We start from the raw sequence: 14,533 nt of genomic DNA, 5'->3' as shown, positions 1-14,533 counted from the left end.
TGCGAGACTCCTGCGGGATGCGTGGGAGAGGTGAGACCCCGCAGGTTTACACCGAGGAGGCTCACCACCCACCCCGCGGAAAGCGAGTACTGTAGCGGAAATCAACCAGAACGACTACTAGTAAAAAATAACAATGTATACAAGTGTTACCACTTACAAAAAGACACGAAGTTTAAAGCAGAATTCCAAATTATAGTTCGGATTTTTCTTATGTTGAAAATCTTTTGTCCCAACCTCTTTTTCTATTTTCCCAGTAATAACAACTATTTCTAGATAATATCCACAAACATCATCAGATTGTCATTTTCTATTCAACTATCCCTGTGCTCATAATCGAAACCTTTACGTGTACATCAAAGGAAAGCTCAGGATAAATCTGACGCCATTCTTTATACGTTTTTTCCGTATGTAGCTTAGAAGCTTGGTATCGAAGGCCAAACCCGATCGGATCTGCATCATTTTCCTGAAGCTTTGTTAATAACTCTGTTAGCTGCTTCTCCAAGTCTTTGCTAACGTATTTATCGTACGTGGACAGTTTAGCAGGGTTCATTGGCTGGTTTGCTTCCTCAATTACTCCCTTCATCGATACGTTCATTTTTAATACAGGCCTTTGCTTTGGCTTTGTGATAATTTTATAACTGGTCTTTGAGGCATCAATTGAAACTGTAAAGAGAAGCTTGTCCCTCTTTACAGTAAGATTCAGCTTTTCATTATTATTAGCCATCACATTGTAAAGTTTTGTTTCCTCCGGGGACAATTTTAACGGTTCTTTATTATTTGCTAGTAGGATAGAGTTATTCACCACTATTTTTTTCTTATTATCACTTGAACTTAATACAGGTAGAATCGGATCATATCCCTTCTCAGACATTCTTCGATAAAAATCGAATAGATAAGTAGAGACGATATAGACGCTTTCCACTCCATCTTGGTCAAAAAAATTAAACAATGCGTGTGAGCCTGACTTTTCTGAGGAAGGCTCTGCTTTAAGTACAGCTTCAGCAGACGGCTTTCCAACAGCTACCCATGACATTTTTTGGATATCCCTTCTTCGGACAAAAAAGTCTATTACTTCATTCATATCATGGTCTAGAATTTTCTCACCAAAAACGATCACCTTTGCATGACCAAAATCAATTTCTTTATCGACATGTGATTTTAAGAGGCGAACAGCAGAGGCAATTGATTCACTCTCCTTTGTAAGGTAAGTATATTTCGTACCGGTTTCTTTTATCGAACCAGAGGGAACCGCAAGCTTTAGGGTAATTTTATATGGTTTTTCATCATTATCACTATGGTCTATTCCGATGGAAAGGACAAAAATCCTTTTGTCGATGTCTTTAAAACCACAGCCCGACTGGAGGAGCATTGAGAGTGCTAAGATCGTTATAATAAATCGTCTATGTAATGAAATTATCAAACCTTTGCCCTCCTTTTAATAAAGAAAAAAAGGCTAAACATAATGACAAATGAACAGAGTAAGTAATTTAGAAAATAGCTTGTATATGTCGTCAATTCATATTCCGTTAAATAGATGACGGTTCCTAAGGCACCAAGCCAAAAAGCTAAGATAAACAAGTGGGGAGTGAGGTTATGTTTTTTCGATTTTAACTTTTTAAAAAACACGATACTCTTTAATAGCTCTAGGCTTACATGCCAGTGAATTAAAACACTCAAGAAAGAGATAGCCAAATAGAGGAGCAAAAAGAGATAAACGACACGCTCGATAACAAAAAACTCCAAGTGGAGGGTATCACTCGTTGTTATCCAAGGGTACACGATATCACCAACACCATTAAAACCTAGCATACCAATTGGGATAAAGAAGGTCGTAACAAGTGAAGCACCACCAAAAAAACCAATAATAAGCATGTCTTTCCAATTAATTCGCTGCTTTCTTTTAAACAAGCGATTAAAAATAATAAGATTGAATCCTCCCAATAATAAATAGCTGGAGGCAGAGATGCCAGTATAACTAGGATAATGATTAATATACATAAATGATTCCTTTATGAAATCCCAGTTAAGCTCAGGAGATGTGTAAGCTTTTAGTGTAATAAATGCAATAATCGGTATACAGCAAATAAGCACAAATTCAATCGTATAAAGAACGCTCCTGCTGTTCATTAAGATTCCATACGTAAGAAAGAGCAGGAAGGTAAAGGTGATCCAAAGTAAAGGCATATCAGGTGTTAAAAACCGATTTAATAAAAACGTGAAGGTGACTAAGGTGATAAGACCTGCAATATACCAAGTGGACGCAAAGACAAGAACAATTGCACCTGATAGCCAGCGAGGTAGATATTTTTTCGTTAAATCAGGTAACCCTTGCCCTGGAAAAAGATTAAAAAAGCGGGCACAAATATAGCAGAAGGCGAGTCCTAAAATATAGGACACGAACATGGAAATGATTGCACCATTCATCCTTTGTCCGATTAAAATTTTTGGGACAGAGGAAACAACATTTGCGATCATATTAACAAAGACAAGGTAAAAAAAGTAACGGTTCATGTTGAAGATCCTCTCGTTTCTGAGCGCTTGCTTTGGAGATAGATTTTAAAATAAGGCTGCCCAAAGCTCTCCAATTGGGTTAAATACATGAGTATCCAAATCAAGCCAAACACCAATCCTGCCAATCCGGCAAAACTTGAAAAGGCTAAGAGGACAAAACGAATGACTCGAATCGCAAAGCTCATTTCATTAATTGGAATGACAAAGGTTGAGATAGCGACAGCAGCAACAAGAATAATCATAATGTTAGAGGCTAGTGCTGCTTCGGTTGCAGCTTGTCCGAGAATTAAGCCTCCAACTGTCGTTGCCGTTCCTGTAACGGCCTTTGGCAGGCGTATGCTTGCTTCAGTCAATAGCTCCATAATAATAAGCATAAATAAAACCTCAATAAACGAAGGGTATGGCACACCAATACGGCTTCCTGCAATCGTTAAGGCAAGCTCCACTCGGAAAACCTCTGGATTGTAGGAAGTAGCAGCTACATATAATCCAGGAAGGGTTAAACAAGCAAACAAGCCAAAATAGCGGAGGAATTTCAAAAATTTTGTAATCCAATAAGATTGGTATTTGTCATCCATCGAGGTCATAAAATCCATAAACACGACAGGTGCCATAACAGTCGTATGCCCACCATCAAGTAAAAGGATCACTTTCCCGCCAGCAAGATTATAGACGACCCGGTCCGTTCGCTCGGTCAACATCATAATAGGCATTAACGAGCGTTTTTTTTCGTTTAATAAACGGTTAAGCTCTGATGTTGATTGGATTGCAGGTATTTTAAGGGAATTTAGCTTTCTTTTAATACGTTCAAGGACATCCTTTAGGACAACGTCTTCATCATAAATAATTGCTAATGATTGATTGGTTTTTTCTCCAATTTCCATCATCTCAACTGTAAGAGATGGCTTGTGATAGCGTTGGCGGATAAGATTGATATTTGTCGAGATATCCTCACTTAGAGATAATTGCGGTCCTTGAATCGTTGGCTCGATACTTGTTTGCAATACCGTATCTGTGTTGACCTTTTTTATATCCAACAAGACCAGCTGATCTCGAACGGCAACAACAACGCTACCCTTCGTTAATTCAAGCGCAATTTGTTCTTTACCTTTTATGTCCTGTACGTTAGGAAGTGAGTTCAAATATGCTTCTACATGCAAATCGTTAACCAATTCAAAAAAGGGCTTTATAATAAGCTGCTGGAGCTTATCTCCATCGATAACTGTCTTGATGTATAAAAGCTCCATATGTTTTTCATCCATATGTAAGGGCTTTGATACGAAATCATTAGATGGCTTTAATTGTTCTGCTAACCAGTCCAATGTCTCACGAGATTCTTTAGTTGATTGCATCAAATGCTCTCCTAGTAGATTTTTCCTTCATTTAAGGATTTAATTGTTAAGGAATTTTTATGTATATCTTTACCTGAATAACAATCCTCATACATTTTATTATGTGTTTTTAGAAAGGGAAGAACGGGCATGAAGAGAGGGTGTATTGAGATGACAAGATTTATCTATTCTAATCAACAAAATGCTTAAAAAACAACAGCCTTATTTTTTAAAAGCTACTATGCTATATCCAGCAATAAGGAATAAGTTTTCCTTATGACTATCTATAAAATAACATTCATTTTCTTTATGAGATATTAGCTATATAGTAAAGATATAAAAGTGAATGGAGGGTAAGTCATGAATATTAAAAAGGCAGTTCAGCAACAATTTAGTAAAAGTGCAGAATCATATGTTCATAGTCCGATTCATAAAGATGGGAAGGATCTCAACAAGCTCCTTGAGATCGCTACAATATCTGGAGGTGAATTATTACTCGATGTCGCAACAGGTGGTGGCCATACCGCAAATGCCTTTGCACCTCATGTAAAAAAAGTTACCGCCTTAGATTTAACACGAGAAATGTTAGACTCGGCTCAAACCTTTATAATGAACAATGGGAATGAGAATGTTGAATATATCGAAGGAGACGCTGAACATCTACCATTTTCTAATGATGTTTTTGATCTCGTTACATGTAGAATTGCTCCACATCATTTTCCGAATGTGCAACAGTTTGTTTCCGAGGTTCAGCGCGTATTAAAGCAAAACGGACAGTTGTTACTTATTGATAATGTTGTCCCAGAGGACGATGATCTTGATCAGTTTTATAATTACATCGAAAAAACTCGAGATTACAGTCATTTTCGAGCTTGGAAAAAGAGTGAATGGATTCAGATGCTTGAATTATCAGGATTTGAAATAGTTGAATGGCATCGTTTTGTAAAAACATTTCAATTTGACACATGGTGCAATCGCATGAACCTCCCTCAGGAAGAAAAGAATGCATTAAACAAATATATCGCGAATGCTTCTGAAAAAATAAAAACAAAATTTAAGATTGTAATTGAGAATAACCAAGTCATCTCCTTCCAAGGTGAAGCGATAATCGTAAAAGCAGTTGCCAATTAACGCCTTTGGTAATTGTGAAGCAGTACAATGCAAACAAAAAGCTTCTCGTCAATGAATCTGATCCAAGAAAGCTAGGCATCGAACTAACGTTTATGGGGCAGTTCATCTATTGAGAGCTTTTTGCCTGTTTATGAATCATTCGTATATAAAAAAAATAAATGTTATATCCCTTGAAGTAACGCTTTAATCCGAAATCCAAGACGTAAACGGAGTGTTTCCTCTGGAGCCTTTATGCTTCTGCCAATTATTTCTTCGCATTTTTCTAAACGGTAAATGACGGTATTTCGATGGATATACAACCGTTTAGCTGTTTCTGAAAGCTGACAGTGTGTTTCTAAATATACTGATAATGTTTTAAGAAGCTCCTCATGATCCTTTTTCGGTTCATTGGCAAATGCTTGGAACGTATCAACATAAAACTTTTTTAATTGATCATAGGGGAGCATACGAAGAATTTCAGGTACCTCCTTTGGCTGGTAAACTTCAATAAATTGTTTTTTCCCTAACATATTTCCATAGTATAACGCATCCAATGCTTCCTTATATGAAACAGGTATGTGGAGAAGCTGTTCAGCATAATTGCTTATTCCAAAGGAAATGCTTTGGCGAAAATGGGTTGAAATTTTTAATTGAATCGTTTCGAGTAAATGAAGAAAAGAAGCCTCAACCGTTTTCCAGTTTCGTTCTAGCTCAGCAAGAAGTATGTATGAACGGTCAATCGTAAACATATGAATCGTTTGCTCGAAAGACTTTATTTCCGCTTCGATCGTTTCATAAATAAGCTCTTGCTCAGACTGAAATTGAAGCGCCCGTGTGCTTTTGTCCTGTATGTCAATATCCCCTACGATGCAAAGATACCTTTGCTCGTTTTTTAAGCCAAATTCGAGTCCTCTGCTGATTACCTCTTCATTTGTTGAAAATGTTTGATTAATGAACTTTGTAAAAAATTCATTTCGAATCCGTCTTGAATGCTGGTTTAAGGCATTTTTTTTCATTAGCTCAAATGCGATGACATTTGTTGCCTGTTCAATCGTTAAAATCGTTGATCTGTCTGTTGAGGGGATGAATCCAATAATTGCAAGGTAACTGAACTGCTTTTTATGTGTATAAACAGGGAAAAGGGTAATTGTATCTCTCGTTTCAGTTAACAAAGAAAAGCTAGACATCATTGTTTTTGGCCAATGGAACGAATACCCTCTTATCACCATTTTTTCTAGACTTTCTAAAAATGTGATTTTCTTTACAAGCTTATCGATTTGCCGTAGATGATGATTTAATAACACAACCGGAAAATTTATAAGAGAGGATAGGCTTTTTAAAATTTTTTCGATCCCTTGCCCGCTCATAACATCATTTGTAAATTGTTGATGTGCTTGCATTGCTTGATGGAGTTCGTTTGTTCGAATATCAAGAATATAGCTTAAAGACTGATTAACAATATCCCCTAAAGAGGTTTGAACAGGCAGTTCAATTAGTGGAAACTCAAGCTCATTTGCAAGGGCAATTGCTTTTTCAGGAATGTTATCTATGAATCTCTTTGTTTTAATGCCTAATGCAGCACATCCTTGCTTATTCATTTCCACAATGAGGCGAAGTAATGATTCTAGGTCGTCTTTAAAATGAAAGGCGGTTGTGACAAGCAAATCATGCTCCTTTAAAAAATGAATAATATCAGGCGCATCCATCATATTTACCGTATTAACTTCACGTGAAGTACCGTTTTCACCAGCAGCAATTGTTGCCCCGTTAAAAATTGGCAGCTTTAATAAATCATATAATTTCATACATGTTCTCTCCCTTGTAAGGATGATTTACAAAACAGATTATCAATCAAGCAAAATTTTAGTTAATTTATACAATGAAATGACCAAATATTCTACATTTATGTGAATGATTTTACGATGTTTTTCATTTACAATCGATTTATATTCCTGATGATGTAAAGAATTATAACATAAGAAAAATGATTTACGATATAGAGGGGGATTCGATTGATTATAGATGAAACGAAAACACCTACGTTTTTTGAGCAAATCGAAGAAATGGTCGAGTGGCTCGCATCATTCGGTAAAAGCGAAAAAAACGGTGTCACTCGACCATTGTATTCGTCTAGCTGGCAGGCTGCACAGCAAGGGTTAGAAAAACGAATGAAACAGATTGGACTTGAAGTTTATTATGATGATGTCGGTAATTTATTTGGTAGATTGCCAGCTTATACAAAAAGTAATACGACAATTTTAACAGGTTCGCATATTGATACGGTAATAGATGGCGGTAAATATGATGGTGCGTACGGAATAATTGCAGGGATCATTGCCCTTCAATATTTATATGAGAATTACGGGCAACCGAAAAAAAATATCGAGGTCGTCTCATTATGTGAGGAAGAGGGAAGTCGTTTTCCGATGACATATTGGGGTTCAGGAAGTATTACTGGTGTTAAGACGATAAACGATATCGAACATTTGACTGATTCACAAGGGATTTCCTTTGTCACAGCGATGCAGGAAGCGGGATTTGGGAAAGGAAACTACCAACAGCCTTTACGCAATGATCTTGAATGCTTTGTTGAGCTGCATATTGAACAAGGTGAAATGTTAGAACGTGAAGGGAAATCGATTGGGATCGTTAGTCATATCGTCGGTCAAAGAAGATACAATGTTACGATAATCGGTGAGAGTAATCATGCTGGGACAACACCGATGTCATGGCGCAAGGATGCGATGTATACGGCTGCAGAGCTTATTCAATATGTGATGAAAAAAGCAAAGGAAACATCCCCTGATTTAGTAGCAACAGTTGGACAAATGGTTATCGAGCCAAATCTAGCAAATGTCATTCCAGGCGAGATTACATTTTCTCTTGATATCCGTCATCGTGATGAGCATGTTCTCGAATCTTTTTGTCAGGTTATATTTGAGCAATTTTCATTGATTGCAAGCAAGCATCAGACAGAAGTAACAGTTCATAACTGGATGATGGAGAAGCCGGTAAAAATGTCTGAAAAGCTGAATAGCATTTCAGAGGCTTTACTAATGAAAGAGAACATTCCATATAAAAAAATGACAAGTGGTGCTGGCCATGACTCGCAAAGATTTGGGGGATATTGTCCGACTTCATTACTATTTGTACCAAGCAAAAATGGAGTTAGCCACTCCCCGAACGAATTTACGAAAACAGAGGATTTAGAAAAAGGAATCCAACTATTAATCAAAGTTTTATATAAATTAGCTTATGAAGGAGGAGGTTTCGAATGAGTATGTTTCATGAAATCAATACACCATTACGAACGATTATGACACCAGGACCTGTTGAGGTTGATCCGAGAGTGCTTCGTGCGATGAGCACGCCCATATTAGGTCAGTTTGACCCAGCGTTTACACAACTAATGAATGAAACAATGGAAATGCTAAGGGACGTATTTCAAACGAAAAATCAGTGGGCGTTTCCGATTGATGGAACATCGCGATCTGGTCTTGAGGCTGTATTATGCAGTGTAATTAAACAAGGTGATAAAGTATTGATTCCAATTTACGGGAGATTCGGACATTTATTAACGGAAATTGCGGAACGGAATGGAGCGGAAATCCATATTATCGAATGTGAATGGGGAGAAGTATTCGAGCAAGAGGTAATCATAGAGGAAATGAAACGTGTCCAGCCGGATGTACTTGCGATTGTTCACGGTGAAACATCAACAGGCTGTATGCAGCCGTTGGACCAGATCGGTCCAGCCTGCCGTGAGCTTGATGTTCTATGTATTGTTGATGCAGTTGCTACGATTGGTGGGACAGACGTAAAGGTAGATGAATGGCAATTAGATGCAGTTATCGGCGGCACGCAAAAATGCTTATCTGTTCCTTCTGGTATGGCACCGATTACGTATAATGACCGCGTTGAACAGGTAGTGGCAGCGCGAAAAAAAGTTGAAAGAGGAATTTCTACTGAAGCGGATCAGAAGGATGTGCTTAATCCGATCCGTAGTAATTATTTTGACTTGAGCCAGCTTCAGGATTATTGGGGACCGAGAAGATTGAATCACCATACTGAAGCAACCTCGATGCTTTATGCTTTGCGCGAGGGGGTAAGAATCGTCCTGCAAGAGGGACTTGAAGAAAGGTTTGCTAGACATCGTTTTCACGAAAAAGCATTAATCGAAGGAGTAAAGGCTATGGGATTAGAATTATTTAATGATGTCCCATGGAAGCTGCCAATGGTAACCTGTGTGAAGATTCCGGATGGTGTTGATGGTGAATCTGTCAGAATGATGCTTTTACATCAGTTTGGAATTGAAATTGCTAGCTCATTTGGTCCATTACACGGGAAAATTTGGCGCATCGGGACAATGGGCTACAGCTGTCGAAAGGAAAATATCTTATTTGTTTTAGCAGCTCTTGAAGCTGTATTGCTTCGCCATCAAGTGAAGGTTCAAGCAGGAAATGCCTTGCAAGCAGCCTTAAATGTTTACGAAAGTAAAAATATCGTCGTGAAATCATAGGGAAAGAATAAAAATAGCGAGGCTTTTGTAGCGGTATGCTATTTCTCTAAGCGATTAGAAGGTGGTTATATGAAACGGCTTTTCAATTTACAACCTTGGCTAGCAGGGCTGCAATGGCTTTTTTTCCTATTTACAAATACAGTTGTAATTCCAATTACAATCGGTGCTGCCTTCCAACTCCCTCAGGAAAAAATCATTACATTACTGCAATTTTCATTTCTATTTACAGGATTAGCATCTATGCTGCAAGCAGTTACTGGGCATAAACGATCAGTGATGGAAGGGCAGTCTGGACTATGGTGGGGAGTTATTTTAAGCTTATGCTACGCGGCCCCCTCCCAAGGGATGTCGCTTGCATCTCTTGGGGGTAGCCTTGCTGTTGGAGTTATTCTTGCGGGAATCTTGACGATATTGATCGGATTATGTGGTCTAGCTCCCTATTTTTCAAAGCTATTTAATTCTGGTGTGATGGCAGTTTTTATGTTTTTGTTAGGATGTAGGCTGAATACGATCTTTCTACAAGGAATGCTAGGCATACCTTTCGGAGGGCAAGAAAAAACGGGGGAAATTGATCTTCCTGTTTTTCTTCTTTCCTGCTCTATAGCAGGCATCGTTATGGTCATAAGTTTGAAAGCAACGCCAATAATTAGGAAGTATTCTTTACTAACCGGAATTATTGTTGGGTGGGTTTTGTTTGAACTGTTGTTAAATAGAGAGGGGATTGATGTGGCTGGTAAAATGGTCATCGAATTGTTTCCGCTCGGTACGCCTTCCATTGATTTAGGGATTATTTTCACTGTCATCGTTGCTGGCTTTCTTAACACCTCAAATACATTTGGCGCTTTAATAGGAACAGATTCAATTTATCAATCACATACGACAACAAACGAATTTCGGCGTTCATTTACAATTAGTGGCATGTTTACGATTATCGCGGGAATATTAGGGCTTGTTCCATTTGCCCCATATGTTTCATCAATCGGATTACTTCGGCAAACGAAGATTATCGAAAGACTTCCCTTTATTCTCGGTAGTGCGATGTTTATGGCAATGGGTATCATACCTCAGGTTAGCCAGTTCATGGCAAAATTACCTTTAAGTGTTGGAAGCGCAGTGTTATTTGTTGCATATTTACGGCTTTTACAATCCTCACTCCAATATTTTATGCAAATTACTTTAACGACAGCGAATCTTTATCGCTTAGGCATACCGTTATTTACTGGAGTTATTTTTATGACCTTTCCTTTGTCCTATTTTCAATCAATTCCTTCCTTTATTCGTCCGTTAATGAGCAATGGTTTGTTAATAGGGATTTTATTATCGATTTTACTAGAAAATATTAAATTCAAACAATATCGAAAGAAAAAACGGCTCTTTTTAAGCTAAAGATTTAAAAAACTGCATATAGAGCAAATCTAATTTGGTGGAGGTTATGAAAATGTCAGATAAATGGAATGCATTCGTTGATGAAAAGATTATAGTAGAACCAACAGGAAGTGGACGATTAAACGGGTTAACTTTTGCTGTTAAAGATGTGTTTTCTATTGCAGGTTATAGGAATCATGCGGGAAATCCTGATTGGTATCGAACACATGAATATGCAACTGATCATGCAAAAGTCATAAAAACGCTCCTCCATCATGGTGCAAAGCTAACGGGAACTGTTCATACAGATGAACTTATGTATAGCTTAAACGGGGAAAACGTTCATTATGGTACACCAGTAAACCCGATAGATAAAACGAGGATACCAGGAGGATCCTCAAGTGGGTCAGCTGTTGCAGTTTCGGCTGGATTAGTTGATTTTTCATTAGGAACAGATACAGGTGGCTCTGTACGAATTCCTTCATCGTATTGTGGAATTTATGGGTTCAGACCGACGCATGGAGTAGTGCCAATTGAAGGTGTGATCCCATTAGCAAAAAGCTTTGATACCGTTGGCTGGATGTCAAAGGACCTCAATTTATTAATCAAGGTAGGAGATGTTCTCCTTAATGACCAAAGCGAAGAAGGATGCTTTCAGCAAATTTTATTAGGTGAGGACGCATGGGCGTTATTGAAGAAGCATGACAAACAAGCATTATTATCGACGATTGAAAACACGGACAATGCTGAGTGGAAGCAGATCTCCGCTGAAGGTCTTGATGAATGGGCTAACACGTTTCGTATCCTCCAAGGCATAGAGATTTGGGAAGAGCATGGCGAATGGATTCAAACAGAAAACCCTACATTTGGACCAGGAATTGCCGAAAGATTTCAATGGGCAAGTACGTTGAATAAACTTGAATGCAACGAGCAAATTCTATTAAGGGAAAAAATTATTCAGGATCTATCAAGTCTTTTAGGTGATGATGGCATTCTTATCATTCCAAGTGCTCCTGGTGCAGCCCCGTTATTAAATTTGCATGGAGAAAAAGCTGACAAGTATCGCGCAAGAGCGATGCAATTAACTTGTATTGCTGGCTTGGCTGGTTTACCACAGGTGACGGTTCCGGTAAACGTTCATGGCTTACCACTAGGGCTATCATTTATAGCTAATCAAAACAATGATCGTAAGCTACTACATTGGGTAAATAAATTATATGGTGAAAAATAAGGAGAAAAAATATGAAGCTAGCAACGATTCAAATAGCTGGAAAAGAAGAGGCAGCGATTATTTTTTCAGGACGGTTCATTCTCATTCAAACAATCAATGAACTGGAAAAGAAAAAATGGGGTACTGACCTTTTTCAGCTTTTACAAACAAACCAATTAGTAGAATTAATCGATTGGTATAAAAATGAAGGTGAACGTAAACTGTCTCATCTTCCAAGCATTTCAGTAGAAGAAGCAGTGTTCGCTCCACTTTATCGGAATCCCCAAAGCATTTGGGGTGTAGGGATGAATTATTTCGATAAGGCAATCGAATTAACGGGGAAGCCACCTGAGGAAGATCCGATTATTTTTATGAAACCAGTTACGAGTTTAATAGGACATGGAGAAGCGATTACTCTCCCTCGTCAATCAAGGCAAGTAACGGCAGAAGCAGAACTTGCGATTATCATCGGGGAATCATGCAAGGATATTGCTGAGGCGGATGCACTATCGGTAATTGCTGGATACACAACAGCGATTGATGTAACAGCAAAGGATATTCATGCGAAAAATCCTCGTTTTTTGCAAAGGTCAAAAAGCTTTGATACATTTTTTAGCTTCGGTCCTTATTTCATCACGGCTGATGAATATACAGATCTCAAGCAGATAATCGTTAAAACCGTTTTAAATGGGGAAGAGGCACATCATAATACGGTTGCTAATATGATGTACAAGCCTTCATTTATCGTTTCCTATTTTTCACAGATTATGACGCTCAATCCAGGTGATATCATCATGACGGGTACACCAGGTTCAGTCGTAATTCGAAATGGAGATATGATAGAATGCCAGATTGATGGTTTTAAAGCATTACGAAACCCTGTTATTGATTCTAAATAAAAATACTTGAAGGAAGAACCAATCACAATAGGTGCTTGGTTTTTTAGTTATTTTATACAATGCAAAAATGAAAAATTCACGAATTTATTAATGATTCGTATTAGTAGTTGATTTAAAATATAGGAAACACAATTAACATCTCATGTCAGAATATATATCATTTTGTTTTGTGAAAGGGGCACTTGTAATGGAACGATTAGACGTTGTAATTAAAAATGGCAAAGCTGTCCTTCCTGATGGAGTAAAGGAAACGGATATTGGGATAAAGGATGGACGGATTGTCGCACTTCAAAAAGGTATCCAAGCTAACGCTAGTGTGATGTTAAATGCAGAAAATCATTATATTTTTCCGGGGGTGATTGATGTACATGTACATTTTAGTGAACCTGGTAGAGAGAGTTGGGAGGGCTTCCATACAGGTTCGATGATGATGGCGGCAGGAGGCTGTACGACTTACTTTGATATGCCGTTAAATGGCATTCCTTCAACCGTTAATGTTAAGGCATTAACCGAGAAGGCAGAGATCGGGAAGTTGAAGTCGTTCGTCGACTTTAGCTTATGGGGCGGGCTTGTTCCTGGAAATGAAAAGGATTTAGAACCACTTGCTGAAGCTGGAGTTATTGGTTTTAAAGCGTTTCTTTCTGAAACAGGCAACAAAGAATTTGCCTCAGTAGATGATATGACATTGCTTAATGGGATGAAAATAATTGCAAAAACGGGGAAGGTATTAGCACTTCATTCAGAAAGTGCTTCGATTACGAATTGGTTAAAAGCTGAGAAAGAACAGGCTGGCGCTTTTAGTGCGGATGATTATCTCGAATCAAGACCGATCATGGCGGAGGTTGAAGCGGTGGAGCGGGCGATATACTATGCAGAGCTTACAGGTTGTCCGCTTCATTTCGTCCATATAAGCTCCGCGTTGGCGATTGAAAAAATCGAACAAGCAAAACATAGTGGAATGGATATTACAGTTGAAACTTGTCCGCATTATTTACTGTTCAATCATCAACACTTACGTGAATTGGGAACCATTGCAAAATGTGCACCCCCATTAAGGGAAAAAGAAGAGCAGGAGAAGTTAATTTCACTTGTCATCAACCAAAAATTTGATATGGTCTCCTCAGATCATTCGCCATGTCCTTTTGATTTAAAAGATCCGAAAAAGCATCATTTATTTGCTGCGTGGGGTGGAATTAGCGGTGGGCAATTCACGTTTTTATCGATGCTTGAACTAGCCATTAAATATAACATTCCGTTTGAAACGATTGCGCAATTAACAGCGTCGGCACCAGCGGAGAGATTTGGGCTTTCAGAATGGAAAGGGAAAATTGCAGTAGGCTTTGATGCTGATTTAGCGATTCTATCATTAGAAGATTCCTTTACAGTAACAAAGGAAAATTTCCTTGCCAAGCATAAAGAAAGTTTATATATTGGCCATACATTCCCGAGTATGATAGTTGCAACAATTAGTAAAGGAAAAATCGTTTACCAGGATGGTAAGGTTGTGGCAGGGAAAGCTAACGGAGAGTGGGTTAAACCTGAAAAAGATGAATATGTAAAATGAGTTTCTAATTCCATTTATATACTA

Annotated in this window: 11 protein-coding genes; 7 read left to right on the top strand and 4 right to left on the bottom strand. The window is 38.2% G+C overall.

Annotated features, from left to right (window positions below):
* Nucleotides 1-307: 307 nt before the first annotated feature.
* From HU235_RS10530 to HU235_RS10520, 3 genes are read right to left on the bottom strand one after another with little or no spacing between them, the layout of a single operon-like run.
* Nucleotides 308-1,420 carry a Ger(x)C family spore germination protein gene (locus HU235_RS10530; protein WP_174880201.1) on the bottom strand — a complete coding sequence of 371 codons (1,113 nt, stop codon included), beginning with the start codon at nt 1,418-1,420 and terminating at the stop codon, nt 308-310.
* Nucleotides 1,417-2,511 (bottom strand): GerAB/ArcD/ProY family transporter, encoded by a 1,095-nt coding sequence (locus HU235_RS10525; protein ID WP_095302161.1) that lies wholly within the window; start codon nt 2,509-2,511, stop codon nt 1,417-1,419. Before HU235_RS10525 ends, HU235_RS10530 begins: the two co-directional genes overlap by 4 nt.
* Nucleotides 2,508-3,863 carry a spore germination protein gene (locus tag HU235_RS10520; protein WP_174880200.1) on the bottom strand — a complete coding sequence of 452 codons (1,356 nt, stop codon included), beginning with the start codon at nt 3,861-3,863 and terminating at the stop codon, nt 2,508-2,510. Before HU235_RS10520 ends, HU235_RS10525 begins: the two co-directional genes overlap by 4 nt.
* Nucleotides 3,864-4,202: 339 nt before the next feature.
* Here HU235_RS10520 and HU235_RS10515 point away from each other — a divergent pair, with 339 nt between their 5' ends.
* Nucleotides 4,203-4,973, top strand: coding sequence for a class I SAM-dependent methyltransferase (locus HU235_RS10515; RefSeq protein WP_095302159.1), 771 nt, complete (start codon nt 4,203-4,205; stop codon nt 4,971-4,973).
* A gap of 161 nt (nt 4,974-5,134) precedes the next feature.
* Here the strand turns inward: HU235_RS10515 and HU235_RS10510 are convergent, their stop codons facing one another.
* Nucleotides 5,135-6,757 (bottom strand): PucR family transcriptional regulator, encoded by a 1,623-nt coding sequence (locus tag HU235_RS10510; RefSeq protein ID WP_174880199.1) that lies wholly within the window; start codon nt 6,755-6,757, stop codon nt 5,135-5,137.
* A 207-nt stretch (nt 6,758-6,964) separates the two neighbouring features.
* Here HU235_RS10510 and allC point away from each other — a divergent pair, with 207 nt between their 5' ends.
* The 6 genes from allC to HU235_RS10480 all read left to right on the top strand — a co-directional run bounded on the left by allC (nt 6,965) and on the right by HU235_RS10480 (nt 14,509).
* The gene (allC, locus tag HU235_RS10505) at nt 6,965-8,230 is read left to right on the top strand and encodes an allantoate deiminase (RefSeq protein ID WP_174880198.1); all 1,266 of its coding nucleotides are present in this window, start codon (nt 6,965-6,967) and stop codon (nt 8,228-8,230) included.
* Entirely contained in the window at nt 8,227-9,471 is a 1,245-nt protein-coding gene (locus tag HU235_RS10500) for a pyridoxal-phosphate-dependent aminotransferase family protein (RefSeq protein WP_174880197.1), read from the top strand. Before allC ends, HU235_RS10500 begins: the two co-directional genes overlap by 4 nt.
* A gap of 69 nt (nt 9,472-9,540) precedes the next feature.
* Nucleotides 9,541-10,857 carry a uracil/xanthine transporter gene (locus HU235_RS10495; protein WP_174880196.1) on the top strand — a complete coding sequence of 439 codons (1,317 nt, stop codon included), beginning with the start codon at nt 9,541-9,543 and terminating at the stop codon, nt 10,855-10,857.
* Nucleotides 10,858-10,909: 52 nt separating this feature from the next.
* Nucleotides 10,910-12,067, top strand: coding sequence for an amidase (locus tag HU235_RS10490; protein ID WP_174880195.1), 1,158 nt, complete (start codon nt 10,910-10,912; stop codon nt 12,065-12,067).
* A gap of 11 nt (nt 12,068-12,078) precedes the next feature.
* The gene (locus HU235_RS10485) at nt 12,079-12,945 is read left to right on the top strand and encodes a fumarylacetoacetate hydrolase family protein (RefSeq protein WP_174880194.1); all 867 of its coding nucleotides are present in this window, start codon (nt 12,079-12,081) and stop codon (nt 12,943-12,945) included.
* A gap of 187 nt (nt 12,946-13,132) precedes the next feature.
* The gene (locus HU235_RS10480; protein WP_174880193.1) at nt 13,133-14,509 is read left to right on the top strand and encodes an allantoinase; all 1,377 of its coding nucleotides are present in this window, start codon (nt 13,133-13,135) and stop codon (nt 14,507-14,509) included.
* The last annotated feature ends 24 nt before the right edge of the window (nt 14,510-14,533 follow it).

This window comes from Metabacillus niabensis (genome assembly GCF_902829255.1).
GTDB classification, from domain to species: Bacteria; Bacillota; Bacilli; order Bacillales; family Bacillaceae; genus Metabacillus; species Metabacillus niabensis.
The sequence above is the reverse complement of the archived record's forward strand: the minus strand, read 5'-3'. Positions and strand labels throughout refer to the sequence as shown.